The following is a 21,266-nucleotide window of genomic DNA, read 5'->3' on the forward strand; positions in this document are numbered from 1 at the left end:
GACCGGAACCGGGCAGCCGTCCGGACCGATGGTCTGGCCAGCCTGCGAGTTCGGGCACTTGTCGTCGCAGTTGTTCACGCCGTCGCCGTCGTCGTCCTTGTCGGCGCAGCCCTGCTCCACGACCGGAGCCGGAGCGACCGCAGCGACGGGTTCCGGACCCAGCGGCACCACGATGCCGACCGAGGCCAGCACGTCGCCGAACCAGTCTTCCTTCGGCGCGTTGACGCTCTGGTCGTCGAAGTCGGCGCGGTAAGCCAGTTCGGTGCGGATGCCGACGCGGCCCAGGTCGCCCTGGATACCGACGCCGACCTTGGCGGCGAAGTTGCCGTCCTTGCGGTTGCCCGGCGACAGCGGCGACGGAATGAAGTACTCCTCTTCCGAACGCTGGTAGCCGATGCCCGCCAGGATGTACGGGTTCCAGTTGCGGCCGTCGGTCACGAAGTGGCGGCGCAGGTCCAGCGAGATGCCGTACTGGCTCCAGTTAGCGTCCTGGTTGGCGTCGAACTTCGGGTTCTGGTAGTTCAGTTCGCCGTCGAGCGACCAGTTCTTGTTCAGGAACTTGCCCAGGCCGATCGCACCGAACGGAGCGTTGCGGGTGCCGCGGTCGTTGTCCTGGATGTTCATGCCGGCGGCGCCGGTGAGGTACCAGCGGTCATCGAAATCCTGGGCGCTGGCCACCTGCGAGAAAGCCAAGCCCGCCAGCAAAGCGGTGCTCAACATACGGATCTTCATTTGTAACTCCTTCAGATCGATCGGAACGGGGGGTAGATCGGGACTGTGTGATCGGGACAGTCTTCTGCGGCGCTGACTCTACGGCAGAGACACTTTCAGCACTGGCACGAGCCGAGCGCCGCGGTCACTGGCGGGGGGATCATACACTGTCAAGAAGTTTGTTAATACCACTTAACGTAGTTCAGGCGGCCAAGAACCGATTCGTGTGTAACGCTTCCGTAGCTTTTACGCACACATCGGAATGGCTGCGCCGACGAACGGTCGGATACTGCGCGAAAAACTGCGGCGCAGTTCCATATTCGCGCCGCTCGTCGGCAAAAACCGGCCTTACAAAATCCAGTCCCTGCATAAACAAGGAAGCCCGGCGCGGGGCCGGGCTCCCGGGTATCGCATGCCGCGGACCCGAAGGCCCGCGGCGGTCGCTGCGTCCGAATCAGTTCTGGACGTTGAGCTCGGTGCGGCGGTTCTTCTCGCTCTTGCAGCCCGGCAGCGTCTGCGGGGTCTGCTCCAGCGGACGGCTCTCGCCGTAGCCGATCGGACCGACCAGGCGGCCGGCGTCGACGCCGTTGCTGGTCAGGTAGTCGTAGGCGGCCTTGGCGCGGCGCTCGGACAGCTTCTGGTTGTACGCGTCCTTGCCGCACAGGTCGGTGTGGCCGGCGACTTCGACCTTCAGCTCGGGGTAGCGCTTCAGGATTTCGGTGGCCTCGTTGAGGATGGCGATCGCATCCGGACGCAGGGTGGCCTTGTCGAAGTCGAAGTTGACGCCCTTCAGGTCGATGGTGACCGGAACCGGGCAGCCGTCCGGACCGATGGTCTGGCCAGCCTGCGAGTTCGGGCACTTGTCGTCGCAGTTGTTCACGCCGTCGCCGTCGTCGTCCTTGTCGGCGCAGCCCTGCTCCACGACCGGAGCCGGAGCGACCGCAGCGACGGGTTCCGGACCCAGCGGCACCACGATGCCGACCGAGGCCAGCACGTCGCCGAACCAGTCTTCCTTCGGCGCGTTGACGCTCTGGTCGTCGAAGTCGGCGCGGTAAGCCAGTTCGGTGCGGATGCCGACGCGGCCCAGGTCGCCCTGGATACCGACGCCGACCTTGGCGGCGAAGTTGCCGTCCTTGCGGTTGCCCGGCGACAGCGGCGACGGAATGAAGTACTCCTCTTCCGAACGCTGGTAGCCGATGCCCGCCAGGATGTACGGGTTCCAGTTGCGGCCGTCGGTCACGAAGTGGCGGCGCAGGTCCAGCGAGATGCCGTACTGGCTCCAGTTGGCGTCCTGGTTGGCGTCGAACTTCGGGTTCTGATAGTTCAGTTCGCCGTCGAGCGACCAATTCTTGTTGAGGAACTTGCCCAGGCCGATCGCGCCGAACGGCGCGTTGCGGGTGCCGCGATCGTTGTCCTGGATGTTCATGCCGGCGGCGCCGGTGAGGTACCAACGGTCGTCGAAATCCTGGGCGCTGGCGACCTGCGCGAGGCTCAGGCCACCCAGCAGGGCGGCGCAGAGGAGTTTCTTATTCATCTTCTAGCTCCTGTTTCTTATTGAAGGAAACCGCGTCTGCGAGGTTTCTACCGTTCGCGGCGGCCGCCTGGACCGACGCCGACCCGCGCAGGTTAGGTTTGCCAACGTGAAAGCGGTGTTAACAACCGTCTAACATTCGAGCCGGTTCCATGAATATCGGGACCCGGTCGCAATTCGTTCAGTTTAGAACGTGCAGCTCCGTTCAGCTGGAACTGCACTTCTGAAGTGCGAATGGAGTGCGAACCCGCACGCGCGGGTTCGCACCGGACGCATCACTGGCGCACGAACAGGCTCATGAACTCGGTCACCGGCAGGGCTTCGAGCGCGGCCGGGTCGTTGGCCAGGGCCAGCAGGCGCTCGGCCTGGGCGGCCGGCAGCTTGGCGCGGATGGCGGCTTCGAACTTCGCCATCAGCACCGGGATGCCTTCGGCGCGGCGCTTGCGGTGGCCGATCGGGAAGTCGATGGAGACCTTGTCGGTGGAGGTGCCGTCCTTGAAGAACACCTGCACCGAGTTGCCGATGTAGCGCTTGTCCGGGTCGAAGTAGTCCTTGGTGAACTGCTCGTTCTCCTTGACCGTCATCTTGTCGCGCAGCGCGTCGATGCGCGGATCGGCGGCGACGGCGTCGACGTAGTCGTCGGCGGTCAGGCGGCCGAAGATCAGCGGCACGGCGACCATGTACTGCAGGCAGTGGTCGCGGTCGGCGTAGTTGGCCAGCGGGCCGGTCTTGTCGATGATGCGCACGCCGGCTTCCTGGGTCTCCAGCTCGACGCGCTCGATCTGGTCGAGCTTGTCGCGGACCTGATCGTGCAGCTTCATCGCGCACTCGACCGCGGTCTGGGCGTGGAACTCGGCCGGGAACGAGATCTTGAACAGCACGTTCTCCATCACGTAGCTGCCGAACGGACGCTCGAACTCGAACTGCTTGCCCTTGAAGGCGATGTCGTAGAAGCCCCAGGTCTTGACCGACAGCGCGCTCGGGTAGCCGACCACGCCCTTGTTGGCGTTGAGCGCGTGGGTGACGGCGCGGCGGCAGGCATCGCCGGCGGCCCAGCTCTTGCGCGGGCCGGTGTTGGGCGCGTGGCGGTAGGTGCGCAGCACGCCGTTGTCGATCCACGAATGCGAGACCGCGGTGATGATCTCTTCCTTGCCGCCGCCGAACATCTGGGTGGCGACCGCGGTCGAGGCCAGGCGGACCAGGATCACGTGGTCGAGGCCGACCCGGTTGAACGAATTCTTGAGCGCGTAGCCGCCCTGGATTTCGTGGGCCTTGATCGCGTGGCCGAGCACGTCGCGCACGGTCATGGCCTTGCCGCCTTCGGCCTCGGCCTTGCGGCCCAGGTAGTCGGCGACGCCGAGGATGGCGCCGAGGTTGTCGGACGGGTGGCCCCATTCGGCCGCGAGCCAGGTGTCGTTGAAGTCGAGCCAGCGGATCTGCACGCCGATGTTGTAGGCGGCCTGGACCGGGTCGAGCTCGTAGGAGGTGAACGGCACGCGCGCGCCGCCCTTCATCTCGCCGCCGGGCACCAGCGGGCCGAGGTGCTTGAGGCATTCCTTGTGGTCCATCGCCAGCGCCGCGCAGGCCAGCGAATCCAGCAGCATGTAGCGCGCGGTGTCGAAGGCCTCCTTCGAGTCGATCTTGTAATCGGCGACGTAGTCGGCGATGTCGGCCATCGGCTTGTCGGGATCGGGGCGGACGGTCGAACGGATGTCGAAGTGGCTCATGGGCGAAAGGCCTGCGGTGAGAGAGCCCGCTATTTTGCCAGACCGCGACGGCGCGGCGGACCGCACCGGTATGGAGACGGCGGAAGCCGGCGCCCGCCCGGCCTTCAACAATCGGGCGCCGCGGGCCCGATTGCCGACAGTCGCGGAACGATCAGGCGCGGACGCGCGGCTTTCAAATCGCCGGGGCGAGGATCACCCTTGCCGCATGGACATCCCTACCCGCCTGCCGACCCTGTTCCTTTCGCACGGCTCGCCGATGCTGGCGCTGGAGGATTCGCCCGCCGGGCGCTTCCTCGACGCGCTCGGCCAGCAACTGCCGTGGCCGCGCGCGATCGTGATCGCCTCGGCCCACTTCATGACCGACCGGCCGATGCTCGGCGGCCACGCGCAGCCGCACACCGTGCACGACTTCGGCGGTTTCCCGCAGCCGCTGTACCAGATCCAGTACCCCGCGCCGGGCCAGCCGCGGCTGGCCGAGCAGGTGCTCGCGCGCCTGGCCGATGCCGGTTTGAACCCCAAGCTGCGCGACAACCACGGCCTCGACCACGGCGTGTGGGTGCCGCTGCGGCGCATGTACCCGCAGGCCGACATTCCGGTGGTGCCGTTGTCGGTGCAGCCTTACGGCAGCGCGGCCCAGCACTACGCGGTCGGCCAGGCGCTGGCGGCGCTGCGCGACGAAGGAGTGCTGGTGATCGGTTCGGGCGGTTTCGTGCACAACCTCGGCGATCTGGACTGGGGCCGGCGCGAGGCGCCGATGCCCGACTGGGCGGCGGAGTTCGCCGCCTGGATGCATGCGGCGCTGGCCGCGGGCGATCGCGAGGCCTTGCTCGACTGGGAAGCGCGGGCGCCGCATGCGCGGCGGGCGCATCCCACCGTCGAGCACCTGATGCCGCTATTCGTGGCGCTGGGCGCGGCGGGCGACGAGCCGACGGCGCGGACGATCCATCGTTCGCACGAGATGGGGTCGTTGGCGTTGGATGCGTTTGCGTTCGATTGAGGTGGTGGGGTGCTCGGTGGCTCGGGCGCGAAATACGTTGGGGTTCGTCGCGGTCGAAAGTTCGCGGTCGCGGCTTGCGCCGCTCCTACAAGGTCTCCGGCCAGTTTCGTATCCGCCTGTAGGAGCGACGCAAGTCGCGACCGCGAATTCACAACCACGACGCACGTCGCCTAAGCCCGTTGGTTGCGCCTGACGACACGCGAAAATCAAAGGCTTCCGTCCGCAAGCGACCGGGTCACTTTCTTTGTCCAAAACTACAAAGAAAGGGCTTTTTCCTGTCTTCGAATCAAAAGCCCCTATCGCTCGGAGCTTGCGCGGCGATGCGCCTTTCAGCCACCGCGCTCCCACGGCGGCACCTCGCCGAAGGATTCGGCGACGAAGTCGATGAAGGCGCGCACCCGCAACGGCACGTAGCGCCGCTGCGGCATCACCGCGTGGATCGCGGTTTCGGGCAGGCGGTGTTCGGGCAGTACCTGCACCAGTCGGCCGCTGCGCAGGTCTTCGTGCACGTGCCAGACCGAGAAGTGGGCGATGCCCAGGCCGGCCAGCGCGGCGTCGCGCAGGACTTCGCCGAAATTGCTTTCCAGGCGGCCGTTGACCCGCACCACGGTTTCGGCGCCGGCGGCGTCGAGCACGCGCCAGTCTTCCATCCGGCCGTGCGCGCCGACCAGCACCAGGCATTCGTGTTCGGCCAGGTCGTGCGGCATGCGCGGTGCGGTGTGCTGGCGCAGGTAGTCGGGCGAACAGGCCAGCACGCGGCGGTTGTCGGCGAGCTTGCGCGCGACCAGGCTGGAATCGCCGAGCGCGCCGATGCGGATCGCCAGGTCCATGCCGGCGGCGACGAGGTCGAGGTTCTCGTCGCTGAGGTTCACGCTCAGCCGCACCAGCGGATAGCGACGCTGGAATTCGGGCAGCAGCGGCGAGAGGTACATGCGCCCGAACGAGGCCGAGGTGGTCACCCGCACCAGCCCGGCCGGTTCGCTGCCGGCGCGGCGCAGGTCGTCGGTGAGGCCTTCGAGTTCCTCGATCAGGGCGCGGCCGCGCTCGGCCAGGGCCTGGCCTTCGGCGGTGGCGTGCAGTTGCCGCGTGGTCCGGTGCAGCAGGCGCACGCCGAGGTCGCGTTCCAGGCGCTTGAGGCGCTGGCTGGCGACCGCCACCGACAGGTCCAGGCTGCGCGCGGCGGCGCTGATCGAGCCCAGGTCCAGGACCCGCAGGAACAGGTTCAGGTCGGCGATCCGGTCCACGCGATTTTCAATTCTGGGTTGAGAGTGATTCGTCATCCTGCGGGTTTTTCCACAAGATGCAACGGCCCAGACTGCCGCATCCCTCACCTCCCGGATGCGTCCCATGCACGCCCCCTCCTCTTCCGCCGACCGGCCCGCGCCCGCCGCGGGCGGCCGCGCGCGTCTGCCGGTGGCGCTGTATGCGCTGACCGTCGGCGCGTTCGGCATCGGCACCACCGAGTTCGTCATCATGGGCCTGCTGTTGCAGGTCGCCGCCGACTTGCAGGTCGGGCTGGCCGCGGCCGGGCTGCTGATCTCCGGCTATGCGCTGGGCGTGTTCGTCGGCGCGCCGGTGCTGACCATCGCCACCGGGCGCATGCCGCGCAAGGCGGTGCTGGTGGCGCTGATGCTGATCTTCACCCTCGGCAACATCGTCTGCGCGGTCGCGCCGAACTACACGGTGCTGATGATCGCGCGCGTCGTCACCTCGCTAGCCCACGGCACCTTCTTCGGCGTCGGCGCGGTGGTCGCGACCGGGCTGGTGCCGCCGGACCGCAAGGCCTCGGCGATCTCGATCATGTTCACCGGCCTGACCGTGGCCACCCTGCTCGGCGTGCCGGCCGGCGCGTGGCTGGGGCTGCAGTTCGGCTGGCGCTCGACGTTCTGGGCGGTGGCCGCGATCGGCGTGAGCGCTACGGCGGTGATCGCCGCGCTGGTGCCGCGCGACCGCGCCAGGCCCGAGCCGGTGGCGCTGCGCCGCGAAGTGCGCGCGGTGCTGCATCCGCAGGTGCTGCTGGGCCTGGCGATGACGGTGCTGGGTTTCGCCGGCGTGTTCACCGTCTACACCTTCATCCAGCCGATCCTGACCTCGATCAGCGGCTTCGGCGAAGCGGCGGTGTCGCCGATCCTGCTGGTGTTCGGCGGCGGCATGATCCTCGGCAACCTGATCGGCGGCCGCTTCGCCGACCGGCGCCTGGCGCCGGCCTTGATCGGCACGCTGATCGCGCTGGCCGCGGTGCTGGGCGCGATGACTTTCGCGCTGCACGACAAGATCGCCGCGGTCGCCTTCGTCGGCCTGCTCGGCGTGGCCGCGTTCGCGACGGTACCGCCGCTGCAGCTGTGGGTGCTGCAGAAGACCGACCCGGCCGGGCAGAACCTCGCCTCCAGCCTCAACATCGGCGCGTTCAATCTCGGCAATGCGCTGGGCGCGTGGCTCGGCGGCGCGGTGATCGAGCACGGCCCGGGGCTGGGCGCGGTGACCTGGGTCGCGGCCATGGTGACGCTGTCGGGCCTGGTGCTGGCGATGGTGGCGGCGCGGCTGGATGCGCGAGGGCGCGCAGCCATGACGCAGACCGGGCCGCATACCGGCGAGCCCGCAACGGCAGCGGCTTGCCCGGGATGAGCGAAAGCCTCTCCACCGTCATCCCCGCGAACGCGGGGATCCAGGGCTTCACCGCGACATGACTCTGAAGTCTCTGGATGTTCGGCTTCGCCGAAATAGAAGCGGAGCCCGCCTTCGCGGGAATGACGGCGAGAAAACGAAGCGACGAAGACCAACGCAATGTCTCGCACCGAGCGACAGCCTCTCCTCCGTCATCCCCGCGGAGGCGGGGATCCAGGGCCTCACCGCGACATGACTCTGAAGTCTCTGGATGTTCGGCTTCGCCGAAATAGAAGCGAAGCCCGCGTTAGCGGGATTGACGTCAAAAAAGCTGCTTCGCAAAGAACCCCCTATCGTCCCGCGCCGCTCCTGCGGCGCCCCCACGGCCCACTTCCATGAACCCGCTGCGCAAAACCTTCTTCGCCGCCGCACTCGCGCTGTCCCTGCTCGCCCCCGCCCACGCCGGCGACGCGACCCGATGGACCGGTACCTGGATCGCCAGCCCGCAAGCCACCTGGGGCGCCGATTTCGTCCTGCCCAACAACGCGCCCGACCGCGTCCGCGACCAGACGATCCGCCAGGTCGCGCGCCTCAGCGTCGGCGGCGAGCGCGTGCGCATCGCCCTGTCGAACGCCTACGGCCATGAGCCGGTGACCATCGGCGCCGCGCGCATCGCCCGCAGCCTCGGCGGTTCGCGCATCGACGCCGGCAGCGACCGCGCGCTGACCTTCGGCGGCCGCAGCTCGGTAACCTTGCTGCCGGGCGCGCCGGTGCTCAGCGATCCGGTCGACCTGCGCGCGCCGGCGCTGGCCGAAGTCGCCGTCAGCCTGTACCTGCCGCAGGACACCGCGCTGCGCAGCTTCCATTGGGAAGGACTGCGCGACGCCTACCTCGTGCAAGGCGACCGCAGCGCGCAAATCGCGCTCGACGGCGCCGCGACGATTCCCAGCCGCCCTTACCTCAGCGCCATCTACGTCGAATCCGCGCGCCGCGCCCGCAGCGTGGTCGCGTTCGGCGACTCGATCACCGACGGCGCCGCCTCGACCCCGAACCGCAACCGCCGCTGGCCCGACGCGCTGGCCGAACGCCTGGCGCCGCGCGGCATCGCCGTGCTCAACGCCGGCATCTCCGGCGCGCAGGTGCTCAACGACGGCATGGGCGTCAACGCGCTGGCGCGGTTCGAACGCGACGTGCTGGCGCAGCGCCCCGACAGCGTGGTGGTGCTGATGGGCATCAACGACATCGGCTGGCCCGGCAGCACGTTCGAGCCCTCGCGCGAGGCGATGAGCGCGCAGCGCCTGATCGACGGCTACCGCCAGCTGATCGCGCGTTCGCGCCAGGCCGGCGTGCGCATCGTCGGCGCCACCCTCACTCCGTTCGAAGACGCGCTGCCGGACGCGCCGGTCAAGCATTACTTCAACCCGGACAAGGAACGCGTGCGCCAGCAGGTCAACGCCTGGATCCGCGGCAGCGGCGAGTTCGACGCCGTCGCCGATTTCGACGCGCTGCTGCGCGACCCCGCCCACCCCGCGCGCATGCGCGCAGCGTTCGATTCCGGCGACCGCCTGCATCCGGGCGACGCCGGTTATCGGGCGATGGCCGATTCGCTCGACGAGGCGCTGCTGTTCGGCGCGCATTGAACCCAGCGCGCCGAGCGGATCCAGGCCTCACCGCCCGGCTTCTCGGCGCCGTAATCCACGATCCCGCACAATCCGGCATCGCCCTGGCGACGCCGCTCCCCGCATTCCCTCGCAACCGGAGTCCGCAATGAAAGCCGTAGCCCTCACCCGTTATCTGCCCATCGACGATCCGCAATCGCTGACCGACGTCGAACTGCCCGCGCCCGTCGCCAGCGGCCGCGATCTGCTGGTGCGGGTCGAGGCGGTCTCGGTCAACCCGGTCGACACCAAGGTGCGCTCGCCCAAGCCGCAGGTGGAAACGCAGCCGCGCGTGCTCGGCTACGACGCCGCCGGCACCGTCGAAGCCGTCGGCGAAGACGTGACCCGCTTCAAGGTCGGCGACAAGGTGTACTACTCCGGCGACATCACCCGTCCCGGCAGCAACAGCGAGCTGCAACTGGTCGACGAGCGCATCGTCGGCGCCGCGCCGAAATCGCTGAGCGCGGCCGAAGCCGCGGCCTTGCCGCTGACCGCGATCACCGCTTGGGAATTGCTGTTCCAGCGCATGCCCTTCGACAGCGAGAACGGCGGCCGCGGCAAGAGCCTGCTGGTGATCGCCGGCGCCGGCGGCGTCGGCTCGATCGCGATCCAGATCGCCAAGCGCGCGGGTTTCAGCGTGATCGCCACCGCCTCGCGCGCCGAAACCGTCGCCTGGTGCCGCAAGATGGGCGCCGACCACGTGATCGACCATCGCCAGCCGCTGACGCCGCAACTCAAGGCGCTGGGCATCGAGCAGGTCGACGCGGCGATCAACCTCGCCGACACCGCGCGCTATTGGGACGAACTGGGCGAACTGCTGGCGCCGCAAGGCAGCGTCGGCCTGATCGTCGAGCCGGCCGGCGCGCTCAAGATCGGCGATCCGTACAAGCTCAAGTGCATCGGCATCCACTGGGAAATGATGTTCGCGCGGCCGAAGTTCCGCACCCCGGACATGATCGAGCAGGGCCGCATCCTCGATCGCGTGGCGCAGCTGATCGACGCCGGCGAACTGCAGGGCACCCACACCGAAACCCTCGGCCGCATCGACGCGGCGACGCTGCGCGAGGCGCATCGCCGGCTGGAATCGGGCGCGACCATCGGCAAGCTGGTGCTGGCGGGCTGGTAACGCCGGCATTCGCGCATAAAAAAAGGGGCCGGCGAACCGGCCCCTTTCGCTTTTCCGCGGATCACGCGGCCTTGGGCAGACCGCGCGCGACTTCGTAGCCGTCGAACACCATCGACGCCGACGCGCGGCCCTGGCTCAGCGAACGCAGCGTCGTCGTATAGCCCGACAACTGCGCCAACGGCGCGCGCGCGGTCACGTCGCTGCGGCCGCCCTTGTCTTCGATGGACAGGACGCGGCCGGACCGCCGCTGCAAGTCGCCGACGACGTCGCCGACGTTCGCCGCGGGCGTGTCCACCACCAGCGCCATCACCGGTTCGAGCAAGGTCGTGCCGGCTTGCGCCAGCGCGGCCTTGAGCGCCTCGGCGGCGGCGCGTTGGAACGCCATCTCCGAGGAGTCCACCGCATGGGTCTCGCCGTCGGTCAACGCGACGGTGAGCCCCACCACCGGAAAGCCCTGCGGCCCCTCGGCGAGCGCAGCGCGCAGCCCCTTCTCGGTCGCGCCGACGAAGTTGCGCGGGACCACGCCGCCGACGGTGCGGTCGATGAACTCGAACTGCCCGTCCTCGCGCGGGGTCACGTCGATGACCACGCGCGCGAACTGGCCGCTGCCACCGGTCTGCTTGGACAGCTTGCCCTCCACGCCGCGCACCGCGCGGCTCGGCGTCTCCTGATAAGCCACGCGCGGCGAACCGGTGCGCACCTCGACGTTCCACAGCTCGCGCAGGCGATCGACCATCACTTCCAGATGCAGCTCGCCCATGCCCCAGACCAAGGTCTCGCCCGTATCCGCATCGGTACCGACACGGAACGAGGGATCCTGCTGGGCCAGGCTCGCCAAACCTTGGCCGAGACGGATCAAGTCGCTGGACTTGGCCGCGGTCAAGCGCCACGACAACACCGCCGGCTGCGCCTGAATGCTGTCGAGCGCCAACCGCTCGCCGGCGTCGCTGAGGGTCTCGCCGCTGATCGCGTCTTTCCAGCCCACGACCGCGACGATCTCGCCCGCATACGCCACCTCCACGTCCTGGCCGCGGTCCGCCTGCACCACTTGCAGACGGCCCACGCGCAACGCCTTCTCGCGCCGCGACGCCCACACCGTGTCGCCGACCCGCAACGTGCCCGAGTACAGGCGCACGAAGGTCTGCGCGCCGTGCTCCTGCTGCACGATCTTGAACACCAGACCGGCGAGCGGGCCGTTCGCGTCGGGCGCCAGTTCGACTTCGCCGCGTTCGCTTTGCGCGCGCACGGCCGGCCGGTCCAGCGGCGACGGCAGGTAATCGACGACGGCGTCGAGCAGCGGTTCCACGCCCTTGTTCTTGAACGCGGAACCGGCCAGCACTGGGGTACCCGCGCCGGCCAGGGTGGCCCGGCGCAGCGCGGCCTTGAGCAGCGCGGCGTCGATGGAGCGGCCGTCGAGGAAGGCCTCGGCGAGCGCGTCGTCGTGATCGGCGACCGCTTCGATCAGGCGCTGGCGCGCCGGTTCGAAACGAGCGGTTTCTTCGCTCGTCCACGCCTGTCGCGTCAGGTTGCCGGCGTCGTCCCACGACACGCTTTCGCGCGCCACGTAGTCGATCCAGCCGCTCAACTCGGATTCCGCGCCGATGGTCTCGCCCAGCGCCCACGGCACCGCGTCGAGCTTGTCGCGCATCTGCGCCAGGGTGCGTTCGAGCGAGGCGCCGACGCGGTCCATCTTGTTGACGAACGCGATCAGCGGCACGCCGTGGCGGCGCGCCTGACGCCACACGGTTTCCGATTGCGGCTGCACGCCGTCGACGCCGCTGAACACCGCGACCGCGCCGTCGAGCACGCGCAGCGAGCGTTCGACTTCGATCGCGAAGTCGATGTGGCCCGGGGTGTCGATGACGGTCAGGCGATGCTGGTCGCCGTCGTGCGGCGTCCAGCGCGCCTGTACGGCGGCCGCGCCGATGGTGATGCCGCGGCGGCGTTCGATCGGGTCGAAGTCGGTGGTGGCGGCGCCGTCGTGGACTTCGCCGGTGCGATGGATCGCGCCGGTCTTCCACAACAGCCGTTCGGTCAGCGTGGTCTTGCCCGCGTCGACGTGGGCGATGATGCCGAGGTTGCGCCAGCGGCGGATGGATGTGTTGCGGGTAAGCGGGGTGTTCATAAAAAGGTTCGCATTCGTGGCCAACATCGGGGTCGCCGCGCGACCCGGTTGGCTGCGGGACGCGCGGCTAGGCTTGGGTGTCTTCCGTGGTATTCACGACACGTTCTCCTTGGGTTTTCGCTTGCTTCGGTTGGAGGGGAAGCCGGCATCGGCCGGCGGTTCCGCGGAAAGCGGGCAATAAAAAAGCACCCGGTCGGGTGCTTGTTTCGTACGACTTCGAGCGACGCCGGTCAGCAAGACCGCGAAGCGAAGATCGCAGGAGGCAGGCGCACCCGGCCCGCGCTCGCGCGCAGGGCGTTCAGCGATATCAGGAGCGGGAAGCGCTGCATGATGGGCGGCCTGAGGAAAGGGGTGGGTGTTGCGTGTGCATATCGTAGGGGCGGCGCGGCGGGAGTCAAGCCGTGCGGCCACGCGCGCGGTGGGATTTATCGTTCCATCGGCCAACCCCTGTAGGAGCGGCGCGAGCCGCGACCGCGACAACGCAATTACGCCGCAACCTTCGTCATGGTTGTGTTGTCGCGGTCGCGGCTCGCGCCGCTCCTACAGGGAGATACGCGGCCACGCTCAGGCGGCCTTGCCCTTCGCTTCGACCTGCCGCTTGAGCACCGCCACCGGCTCGGCCCAGGTGTTGCCGCCGCGGCGCTTGCTCGTGGTCAGCACCAGGTCCGACGGATCGAACACGTTGAGGTTGTGGGTGATCGGCGTGGTCAGGATGTACTGCGCGTCGGTGGCGCGCAGGAAGCGGCCGACCTTCTCGATGTTGAACACGTCCAGGTGCGCGAACGGTTCGTCGATGAACACGAAGCCGCCCGGCTGGTCCTCGTCGCGCAGCAACGCCACCAGCAGCAGCAGCGACTTCATCACCTGCTGGCCGCCGGAGGCCTCGCCGTCGTCCAGGCCGATCCAGCCCTTGCGGTCGAAGTCGAAGCGCACCGACAGGCCGGCCTGCGCCAGCGCGACGTCGTTGTTGGCCAGCTCCGGCATGTCGGCGTCGACGCCGATGCCGGCCAGCTCGCCGAGCGCGGCCAGGTTCTTCTTGTAGCGGCGCACGGTCGCGCGCAGCACGTTGATGTAGGCGCCGCGCGCTTCCTCGGTGAGGCGCTTGGCGCGTTCGAGATGGCCTTCGCGGCGCATGATCGAACTGGCCAGCTCGTCGTGGTCGGCGCCGATCTTGTCGCGCATCGGCACGCAGGACTCGTCGGTGACGAAGCCGCCGCGCTCCAGGCGGTCGTCGATGCGCTCCATCTCGCGGCGCACCGCCGAGGCGCTTTCGTATTCCTCGCGCGCGGCGTGCAGCGCGGCCGCGCTGCGCCAGGATTCGGGCATCAGCGCGCGCTTGCGCCGGTAATCGACGATGCGCTGGATCAGGCTGTGGCGCTCGCCGTTGATCTGCTGCGAGCGCTCGCGCAACTCGCGCGCCAGCGCGTCGATCTGGCCCTGGCGCTTGGCCGCGGCGATGCCCTCGGCCTTGTCCTGGTCGCCGGCGGCGTCGATGCGCGCGCGCGCTTCGGCCAACGCCGCGGCGGCGGCGGCGGCGGTTTCGGCTAGTTCCGGCAGGCGCTCGGCCGCGGCGGCGAATTCGCCGGCGCGGGTCACCAGTTCCTGGGTCGCGTCCAGGCCGAGCAGGCGCGACTGGTCGGCATCCACGCGCTGGCTCAGTTCCCGCAGCTCGGCCTCGCGCGCCTGCGCGCGTTGGGCGATGGTCTCTTGTTCGGCGCGCAGCTCGGCCAGTTGCGACTGGCGCGCGTCGCTGCCGAAGTGCTGCGCGCCGCCGCCGATGTGGCGGCCGCCGCGGCTTTCGCGCAGGTAGCCCTTCTGGGTGATCCAGTCCTGCTGCGCCGGCAGGCGCGAGCCGTGTTCGATGTCGGTGACGCGGCGGATGCGGTCGAGCTGGCGCGGCAGCCACGCCGGCGGGTCGGCCGAGAAGCGCACCACTTCCAGCAGCGAACCGGCGCTGGGCTTGGGCACCGGCGCGCGCTCGGCGACGATGAAGTGGCGGTACTGCTGGCTTTCGCCGAGCTGCCACGCGGCGCGCGCGTCCTTCGGGTTTTCCAGCACCAACAGATGCCGGTACGGCGCCAGCACCGCTTCGACCGCGACCGACCATTGCGGATCGACGATCTCCACCAGTTCGGTCAGCACCCGGTGATCGATATTCGCTTTCAGCAGGCTGGCGCGGAAATCGCGCTCGAACGGTTCGACGATGCGCCCGCCGCCGCTGAGCGCGGCCAGCTGCGCGGCCAGTTCGCCGGCGCGCTTGCGGTCGCGTTCGGCCTCCAGCTTGAGCTCGGCCTGGCGGCGGCGGCCGTGTTCGACCGCGGCGCTGAGCGAATCCACGTCCACTTCGCCGCGCTGCGCCTGCAGCTTGGCCAACTCGTCGCGGCGCTTGACCAGCATCTCGGCATCGCGCGCGGCGTCGCGGGCCTGGGTGAACGCCTGTTCGCTGGCGGCGACCTGGCGGCGCGCCTCGCGCATGGCTTCGATCAGGCTCTCGCGCCCGCCCGAGGCGATCTGGTCCTCGCGCTGCATCTGCTCGAGCATGCGCTCGCGTTCGCGCAGCGCGCGGCGCAGGCCGGTCAGGCGCGGCTTGGCGCCCTCGATGGCGTTGCGCTGGTCGGCCAGCTCGACCTTGGGCGCGATCTCGGTTTCCAGGCGCTGGCGCTGGCCGCGCAGCGCGTTGTATTCCTCGAACGAGCGCACGTCGGCCTTGGCCGACTCCAGGCGCAGGTGCAGGCCGGCCAAGTCCTGGCCGAGCTGCTGCAATTCCTTCTCCACGTCGAACTGCTCGGTGCGCGCGCGCTGGTAGTCGTCGAGCACGGCCTTGTCTTCGAACACGTCGAAGATCAGCTGCAGCAGTTCGCGCGGCGAGTACTGGCAGAGCTTGTCGGTGGCGCCCTGTTCGAGCGTGAGCACGCGACAGATCGCCCGGGTCAGGCCGGCGCCGGCCAGGCGCACGCGGTAATCGCGCACGCCGAGCCATTCGCCGCCCTGCTCCAGCGTTTCCACCGGCACGTCGCCGCCGACGATCTGGTAGTCGCGGCTCCAGTCGCCGCCGCGCTTGCGGATGCGGCAGGCCAGCGTGACCTGATCGTCCTTGATCGGGAAGAACGGCCGGCCGCCGCGGCGGTCGGGGCTGTTGCTGACCACCGCGCGCAGCCACGCATAAGGTTTGCCGTTGTGGCGCAGGTAGGTCTTGTAGTCGCGCGCGGTGTCGCGGTCTTCGATCGCCAGCAGGGTGCGCAGCGCGTCGAGCAAGGTGGTCTTGCCCGAACCGTTGGGCCCGACCACGGTGACGATGGACGCGTCCAGCGGCAACTGGAAGCGCTGCCAGTAATCCCAGTGCACGACTTCGAGCGAGCGGAACTCAAACATCGGCCGCGGCCTCCTCGTGCTTCACGGTTGCGGGGGGCGCAGGATCGTCCTGCGGTGCGGATGCGCCGGCGTCGGGCGAGGCCGCGACGGCGTTTGCGGCCGCCGCCTCATCGGCATCGTCCGCTTCGCCGGCGACGACGGCGGTCGCCGCCGCGACGGCTTCGGGCAGCACCTCGTCCGCATCGGACGTATCGGCGCCTTCCACCGCTTCGATCGCCGCCTGGAACGCGTCGTAGTCGTCGGCCTGCAAACCCGCCGCGGCGAGCGCGGCGTCGGCCAGTTCGGCCGCGCTCGCGCGTTCGCCTTCCTCGATCAGCGCATCGGCGGCTTCGCGCTCGGCCATCTCCAGCGCATGCTGGCGCGCCTCGGCGACGACGAACGACAGCGCGCCGTCCATCACCCGCCCGGCGATGCGTTCGTAATCGAAGGCCAAGTCGAGCATCGGCCCTTCGTGGATCTTTTCCTTGCGCCGCAGGATGAAGCCCTGCCGCGCCAGCGAACCCAGGTTGAACTGGATGCGGGTCTTGCCGCCGAGCTTGTCGCCGAAGTCGGCCATCAGCGTGCGTTCGTTGATCGGCTCGACCACCTCGGCGCCGACCGGCACCGGCTTGAGCTCGGCGAACATCTGCTCCTGGTCCTGGTCGCGGTCGGCCTTCTGCCGGGCGATCTGGCGCTGGCGCTTGGGCAGCACCAACAGCGCCCACAGCACCACCAGCAGGGCGATGGCGTCGCGGTCGAGCTGCAGGTTGGTCGAGGACCAGGCCTTGGCGCTGCCGAACACCGCCGATTCCTGCGGCCGGGCGATGCCGACGGCGACGTGCGCGGCGTAGGGATGTTCGAGCAGGCGCATGCCGACCGAAGCCAGGCGTCGGTCGAGGTCGTTGCGCAGTTCGGCGTCGGTCAGCAGTTCGCGGACCGCCGCGTCGTCGCGCGGCAGCCAGCGTTCGGCCAGCAGGCGCGCGATCAGGGAAGCGATGGGATCGTTCATGCGGTGGGTGCGGTGTCCTTGGCCGCTTTCTTGCTGCGCCGCTTGGATGCGGCGTCGGCTGCGGCGGTCTTCTTGTCGTCGTGTTCGTTGTCGCCGGCATCGCTGTCGGCAGTGCGCTTGCGTTTGCGCGGCGCGGCTTCGGCGGCCGCGGTAGCGGCGCCGTCTCCGGTCGCGACGTCATCGCCTTCTTCGCCCGCGCCTTCTTCGGCCGCTGCCGCAGCCTTGCGCTTGCGCGGTTGGCGCGCGCGCAGCAGGTCTTCTTCGCTCAGCGTGTCCAGGCGGCCGCGGCTCATGTAGGCCACGCCGGAATGGCCGACGGTTTCGAACACCGGCTCGACCCGCCACGCCAGCGGCAGCCGCGCCATCGAGGCGCTGACGCCTTCGCGGTTCTCCGCGCCGGGATCGCCGATCAGGCCGAGCAGCGACAAGCGATACGCGCTGACCGAGAAATTGTCGTGCGGCACCACCTCGGCCAGCGCGGCCGAGGGCAGCGAAGCATCGTCGGCGCGCGGGCCGCCGGCCAGCGCGGTCAGCTGGTCGAGCCAGTTCTCGGCGAAACCGAAATCGGTCGCCGCCGCGGGCGAGCCTTCCGCGCTCGGCGCGGCCTGCGCCGGCGGCAGCGATTGATCCTCGCGCGCTTCGCGTTCGCGTTCGACCAGTTCGTACTCGGCCACATCCAGCGCGATCGGCGCGAGCATGAAGGCCGGGATCGCGGTGCGGGTGAGCAGGTCGTCGGCGATGCCGGCGAGCGAGTCGATGTCGAGTTCGCGCAGGTAGCGGTTGACGTCGGACGAGGACAGGCCGCTCGCGCCCAGGTGCACGCGGTGGCGGTCGAGCTGGCTCAGCGCGCGCTGGAACACCGAGGCCTGGCGCAGCATCGCGCTCTGGGCGCGGCCGATCTGCTGGGCGACGCGGTGGGTGTGGCTGTCCAGCTCCAGGTCGGCGGAGATTTCCTCGACGATCTGGGTGCCTTTTTCGATCCAGCGCCAGGCGTGCTGCAAGGTGCCGGCGGCGCGCTGGATGCGGTGTTCGGAACCCGAAAGCACCGCCTGGTCGAAGTCTTCGCGCAGTTCGTTCAAGCGCGACAGCAGATGCTGCAGATCGTCCGAACGCACCCGGCCGACGGCCTGGCCGGCGGCGATCTGCGCGGTCACGTAGGCCAGCTCGTCGCCTTCGCGGTTGAACTGCAGCAGCATCCCGATCGCCGCCAGCGCCTGGCGCCCGGCCGGGCTGATGCGGTAGCGCTGGGTGTGGCCGTCCCACAGCAGCAGGTCGTTGTCGCGCAGGCGGCCGATGACGGTGTCGAACTTGACCGGGTCGAGGTAGGCGAAATGTTCGCGCAGTTCCTGCGGGCTCCAGTCCGGCGCCTGGCCGCGCTCGCCGATGGCGCGCAGCACCAGCAGCCGCACCATCACCGACTCTTCGCCGCCGTGGAACAGGGTGGAGAAGGCGCGCAGCAGATCGCGCGCGCCCAGCAGGGGCTGCAGGTCGGGAAGGTCGGCGGCGACGATGTCGGCGCGCAGGTAGTCCTGGAGGCTGGTGTCGGCGGCGGCGTCCATGTAAGGCGGACTACGGGGGGTCGGGCATGTTCGGCGATGCGGCGGGGCTGTGACAACCGTTGCGTTGGCCGCGCCGGCGTGCGTGTCTTCGCGCGGTTTGCACGCGCCGCGCTGCGAAAGTGCCGGGCGGCTTCGGAAAAACCCCGCACGCGCCTGCCGCTGCCGCCGTTCGCCCCTTGAATTCCAGGGCTTTTCCCGGCATCGTGCGCAATCCATACGCCAGCGTATCCAGCCAGCAATGACCACGGCCGCCCCGACCGCTCCCGCCTCCGCCCCGGCCGCCGACGCCGCCGCGCACCCGCTCTATCCGCATCTGTTCGCGCCGCTGGACCTGGGCTTCTGCACCCTGCCCAACCGGGTGCTGATGGGTTCGATGCACACCGGACTGGAGGACAAGGCCGCCGACTTCCCGAAGCTGGCGGCCTATTTCGCCGAACGCGCCGCCGGCGGAGTCGGCCTGATCGTCACCGGCGGCTTCGCGCCCAACATCGTCGGCTGGCTCAAGCCGTTCGGCGGCAAGCTCAGCTGGCCGTGGGAAGCGGCCAAGCACAAGCAGGTGACCGGCGCCGTGCACGCCCACGGCGGCCGCATCTGCATGCAGATCCTGCACGCCGGCCGCTACGGCTATCACCCGCTGCAGGTCGCGCCGAGCAAGCTCAAGGCGCCGATCAACCCGTTCACCCCGCGCGCGCTGTCGGCCGGCGGGGTCGAGCGGCAGATCAAGGCGTTCGTGAATTCGGCGCGGCTGGCGCGCGAGGCCGGCTACGACGGCGTCGAGGTGATGGGTTCGGAAGGCTATCTGCTCAACCAGTTCACCGTGCCGCGCACCAACAAGCGCCGCGACGCCTGGGGCGGCGAAGCCGCGCAGCGCTACCGCTTCAGCGTCGAGATCGTGCGCCGCATCCGCGAGGCCTGCGGGCCGGATTTCATCATCGTCTACCGGCTGTCGATGATCGACCTGGTCGAGGACGGCTCGACCTGGAGCGAGGTCATCGCCCAGGCGCGCGCGATCGAGGCCGCCGGCGCGACCCTCATCAACACCGGCATCGGCTGGCACGAGGCGCGGGTGCCGACCATCGCCACCTCGGTGCCGCGCGGCGCGTTCACCGGCATCACCGGGCGGCTGAAGGACGAAGTGCGGCTGCCGCTGGTGACCACCAACCGCATCAACATGCCCGACGTGGCCGAGCGCATCCTGGCCGAGGGCGACGCCGACATGGTGTCGATGGCGCGGCCGCTGCTGGCCGATCCGGAGTGGGTCAACAAGGCGCGCAACCGCCGCGCCGCCGACATAAACACCTGCATCGGCTGCAACCAGGCCTGCCTGGACCATGTGTTCGAGAACAAGCACGCCAGCTGCCTGGTCAACCCGCGCGCCTGCGCCGAGACCGAGCTCAACTACCGCCCCACCGCCGCGCCCAAGCGCGTGGCCGTGGTCGGCGCCGGCCCGGCCGGCATGGCCTGCGCCACGGTCGCGGCCGAGCGCGGGCACCGGGTGACCCTGTTCGACCGCGCCGCGCGCATCGGCGGCCAGTTCAACCTGGCCAAGCGGATTCCGGGCAAGGAAGAGTTCTACGAGACCCTGCGCTACTTCGCCGGCCGGATCGAGCAGACCGGGGTGGAGTTGCGCCTGAACACCGAGGCCGACGCGGCCGCGCTGGCCGGCTTCGACGAGGTCGTGCTCGCCACCGGCATCCGCCCGCGCCGGGTCGATTTCCCCGGCAGCGATCACGCCAAGGTGGTGAGCTATCTCGACGTGCTGCAGGGCCGGGTCGTGCCCGGGGGGCGCGTGGCCATCGTCGGCGCCGGCGGCATCGGCTTCGATGTGGCCGAATTCCTGGTCCACGACGGCCCGCACTCGGGCGACGATGCCCCGCACTACCCGGACCCGGCGCAGTGGCGCGCCGAATGGGGCGTGGACCTGGACTACGCCGACAACCGCGGCGGCCTGGCCGCGCCGCAGCCGACGCCGCCGGCGCGGCAGGTCTGGCTGCTGCAGCGCAGCGCCGGCAAGCCGGGGGCGAAGCTGGGCAAGACCACCGGCTGGATCCACCGCGCGACCTTGAAGGCCAAGCAGGTGCGCATGCTCGGCGGGGTCGAGTACCTCGGCGTGGACGACGACGGCTTCCACATCCGCATCGACGGCAGCGAACAGATCCTGCCGGTCGACCAGGTGGTGATTTGCGCCGGCCAGGAACCGTACAAGCCGCTGGCCGAAGCGCTGGCCGGCAGCGGCCGGCCGGTGCATGTCATCGGCGGCGCCGACGTCGCCGCCGAACTCGACGCCAAGCGCGCGATCGCCCAGGCCAGCCGCCTCGCCGCGCAGCTCTGAGTCGCTTGCACACATATATATATGTATGTACGGCCTCGCCCTGTAGGAGCGACGCGAGTCGCGACCGCGACAACGCAACTGCGATGAAAGCGACGGCGTAGTTGCGTTGTCGCGGTCGCGACTCGCGTCGCTCCTACAGGGGTAGCCGGGGCCTTCGCGGGATCCAAACCCCACCGCATACCCGATCCTGTAGGGCAATCCGTGACCGCTTACCCCAATCGGTGGGGTTGGCTGGCCGTCATGGCCCGAAATCCCACCCGAGGCGGAGTCCACCATCGCCCGGAGACGCCAAACACCCCTCCCCCACTTTGCTGAACCGGCTCGCTCACACAAGGGTGAGACAACCTCGGCACGCTTCATGCCGGCACAAAGCCTTTCAGAACCAAGCACCTAGCGCCTGTTCAGAATAAAAACTCCAACCAAATTAGAAACTTGGATTTTGTCGTTCAGTCTTGGTTTGGATTCGCGTCGCTACCGTTCGCCGACTTTTCCGCCGCCCCTGCAGAGGCGGCACCCACCACCGCCCCGGGCGCTCA

13 protein-coding genes are annotated in these 21,266 nt (G+C 69.3%); 5 read left to right on the forward strand and 8 right to left on the reverse strand.

The window, feature by feature from the left end; genetic code table 11:
- From A7A76_RS18155 to A7A76_RS18165, 3 genes are all read right to left on the reverse strand, one after another.
- On the reverse strand, positions 1-732 hold a 732-nt coding region (locus A7A76_RS18155; protein WP_206412522.1), incomplete at its 3' end, for a porin family protein.
- A gap of 433 nt (positions 733-1,165) precedes the next feature.
- The gene (locus tag A7A76_RS18160) at positions 1,166-2,245 is read right to left on the reverse strand and encodes an OmpA family protein (RefSeq protein ID WP_206412523.1); all 1,080 of its coding nucleotides are present in this window, start codon (positions 2,243-2,245) and stop codon (positions 1,166-1,168) included.
- 272 nt (positions 2,246-2,517) lie between these two features.
- Entirely contained in the window at positions 2,518-3,969 is a 1,452-nt protein-coding gene (locus A7A76_RS18165) for a bifunctional 2-methylcitrate dehydratase/aconitate hydratase (protein ID WP_206412524.1), read from the reverse strand.
- Positions 3,970-4,174: 205 nt separating this feature from the next.
- On the opposite strand from A7A76_RS18165, the gene A7A76_RS18170 reads away from it, so the two are divergent.
- Entirely contained in the window at positions 4,175-4,966 is a 792-nt protein-coding gene (locus tag A7A76_RS18170; RefSeq protein ID WP_206412525.1) for a DODA-type extradiol aromatic ring-opening family dioxygenase, read from the forward strand.
- Between the two features lie 329 nt (positions 4,967-5,295).
- Here A7A76_RS18170 and A7A76_RS18175 read toward each other — a convergent pair whose 3' ends face one another.
- Complete coding sequence (locus tag A7A76_RS18175; RefSeq protein WP_206412526.1) at positions 5,296-6,210, reverse strand: LysR substrate-binding domain-containing protein; 915 nt, start codon at positions 6,208-6,210, stop codon at positions 5,296-5,298.
- Positions 6,211-6,313: 103 nt separating this feature from the next.
- Here A7A76_RS18175 and A7A76_RS18180 point away from each other — a divergent pair, with 103 nt between their 5' ends.
- From A7A76_RS18180 to A7A76_RS18190, 3 genes are all read left to right on the forward strand, one after another.
- Positions 6,314-7,591 (forward strand): MFS transporter, encoded by a 1,278-nt coding sequence (locus A7A76_RS18180; RefSeq protein ID WP_206412527.1) that lies wholly within the window; start codon positions 6,314-6,316, stop codon positions 7,589-7,591.
- A 374-nt stretch (positions 7,592-7,965) separates the two neighbouring features.
- The gene (locus A7A76_RS18185; RefSeq protein WP_206412528.1) at positions 7,966-9,210 is read left to right on the forward strand and encodes an SGNH/GDSL hydrolase family protein; all 1,245 of its coding nucleotides are present in this window, start codon (positions 7,966-7,968) and stop codon (positions 9,208-9,210) included.
- Positions 9,211-9,337: 127 nt separating this feature from the next.
- Positions 9,338-10,354, forward strand: coding sequence for a zinc-binding alcohol dehydrogenase family protein (locus A7A76_RS18190; protein WP_206412529.1), 1,017 nt, complete (start codon positions 9,338-9,340; stop codon positions 10,352-10,354).
- A 61-nt stretch (positions 10,355-10,415) separates the two neighbouring features.
- Here the strand turns inward: A7A76_RS18190 and fusA are convergent, their stop codons facing one another.
- The 4 genes from fusA to A7A76_RS18210 form a co-directional block, all read right to left on the reverse strand.
- Positions 10,416-12,479, reverse strand: a complete 2,064-nt coding sequence (gene fusA / locus A7A76_RS18195) for an elongation factor G (RefSeq protein ID WP_206412530.1) — start codon at positions 12,477-12,479, stop codon at positions 10,416-10,418.
- A 564-nt stretch (positions 12,480-13,043) separates the two neighbouring features.
- On the reverse strand, positions 13,044-15,851 hold the full coding sequence (locus tag A7A76_RS18200; RefSeq protein ID WP_206412531.1) for an AAA family ATPase: 2,808 nt from the start codon (positions 15,849-15,851) through the stop codon (positions 13,044-13,046).
- Positions 15,844-16,839 (reverse strand): hypothetical protein, encoded by a 996-nt coding sequence (locus tag A7A76_RS18205; RefSeq protein WP_206412532.1) that lies wholly within the window; start codon positions 16,837-16,839, stop codon positions 15,844-15,846. Before A7A76_RS18205 ends, A7A76_RS18200 begins: the two co-directional genes overlap by 8 nt.
- Complete coding sequence (locus A7A76_RS18210) at positions 16,836-18,398, reverse strand: hypothetical protein (protein WP_206412533.1); 1,563 nt, start codon at positions 18,396-18,398, stop codon at positions 16,836-16,838. The genes A7A76_RS18205 and A7A76_RS18210 overlap by 4 nt, the downstream gene beginning before the upstream one ends.
- A gap of 238 nt (positions 18,399-18,636) precedes the next feature.
- Here A7A76_RS18210 and A7A76_RS18215 point away from each other — a divergent pair, with 238 nt between their 5' ends.
- Positions 18,637-20,730, forward strand: coding sequence for an NADPH-dependent 2,4-dienoyl-CoA reductase (locus A7A76_RS18215; protein WP_206412534.1), 2,094 nt, complete (start codon positions 18,637-18,639; stop codon positions 20,728-20,730).
- Positions 20,731-21,266 lie beyond the last annotated feature (536 nt).

The organism is Lysobacter enzymogenes (assembly GCF_017168095.1).
Classification (GTDB): domain Bacteria; phylum Pseudomonadota; class Gammaproteobacteria; order Xanthomonadales; family Xanthomonadaceae; genus Lysobacter; species Lysobacter enzymogenes_D.

Bases quoted from the DNA above. Each gene is read 5' to 3' on its own strand.
- A7A76_RS18185 (WP_206412528.1), top strand. From the start codon at position 7,966: ATGAACCCGCTGCGCAAAACCTTCTTCGCCGCCGCACTCGCGCTGTCC.
- A7A76_RS18190 (WP_206412529.1), top strand. From the start codon at position 9,338: ATGAAAGCCGTAGCCCTCACCCGTTATCTGCCCATCGACGATCCGCAA.
- A7A76_RS18170 (WP_206412525.1), top strand. From the start codon at position 4,175: ATGGACATCCCTACCCGCCTGCCGACCCTGTTCCTTTCGCACGGCTCG.
- A7A76_RS18160 (WP_206412523.1), bottom strand. From the start codon at position 2,245: ATGAATAAGAAACTCCTCTGCGCCGCCCTGCTGGGTGGCCTGAGCCTC.
- A7A76_RS18215 (WP_206412534.1), top strand. From the start codon at position 18,637: ATGACCACGGCCGCCCCGACCGCTCCCGCCTCCGCCCCGGCCGCCGAC.
- A7A76_RS18165 (WP_206412524.1), bottom strand. From the start codon at position 3,969: ATGAGCCACTTCGACATCCGTTCGACCGTCCGCCCCGATCCCGACAAG.
- A7A76_RS18200 (WP_206412531.1), bottom strand. From the start codon at position 15,851: ATGTTTGAGTTCCGCTCGCTCGAAGTCGTGCACTGGGATTACTGGCAG.
- A7A76_RS18210 (WP_206412533.1), bottom strand. From the start codon at position 18,398: ATGGACGCCGCCGCCGACACCAGCCTCCAGGACTACCTGCGCGCCGAC.
- A7A76_RS18180 (WP_206412527.1), top strand. From the start codon at position 6,314: ATGCACGCCCCCTCCTCTTCCGCCGACCGGCCCGCGCCCGCCGCGGGC.
- A7A76_RS18205 (WP_206412532.1), bottom strand. From the start codon at position 16,839: ATGAACGATCCCATCGCTTCCCTGATCGCGCGCCTGCTGGCCGAACGC.
- fusA (WP_206412530.1), bottom strand. From the start codon at position 12,479: ATGAACACCCCGCTTACCCGCAACACATCCATCCGCCGCTGGCGCAAC.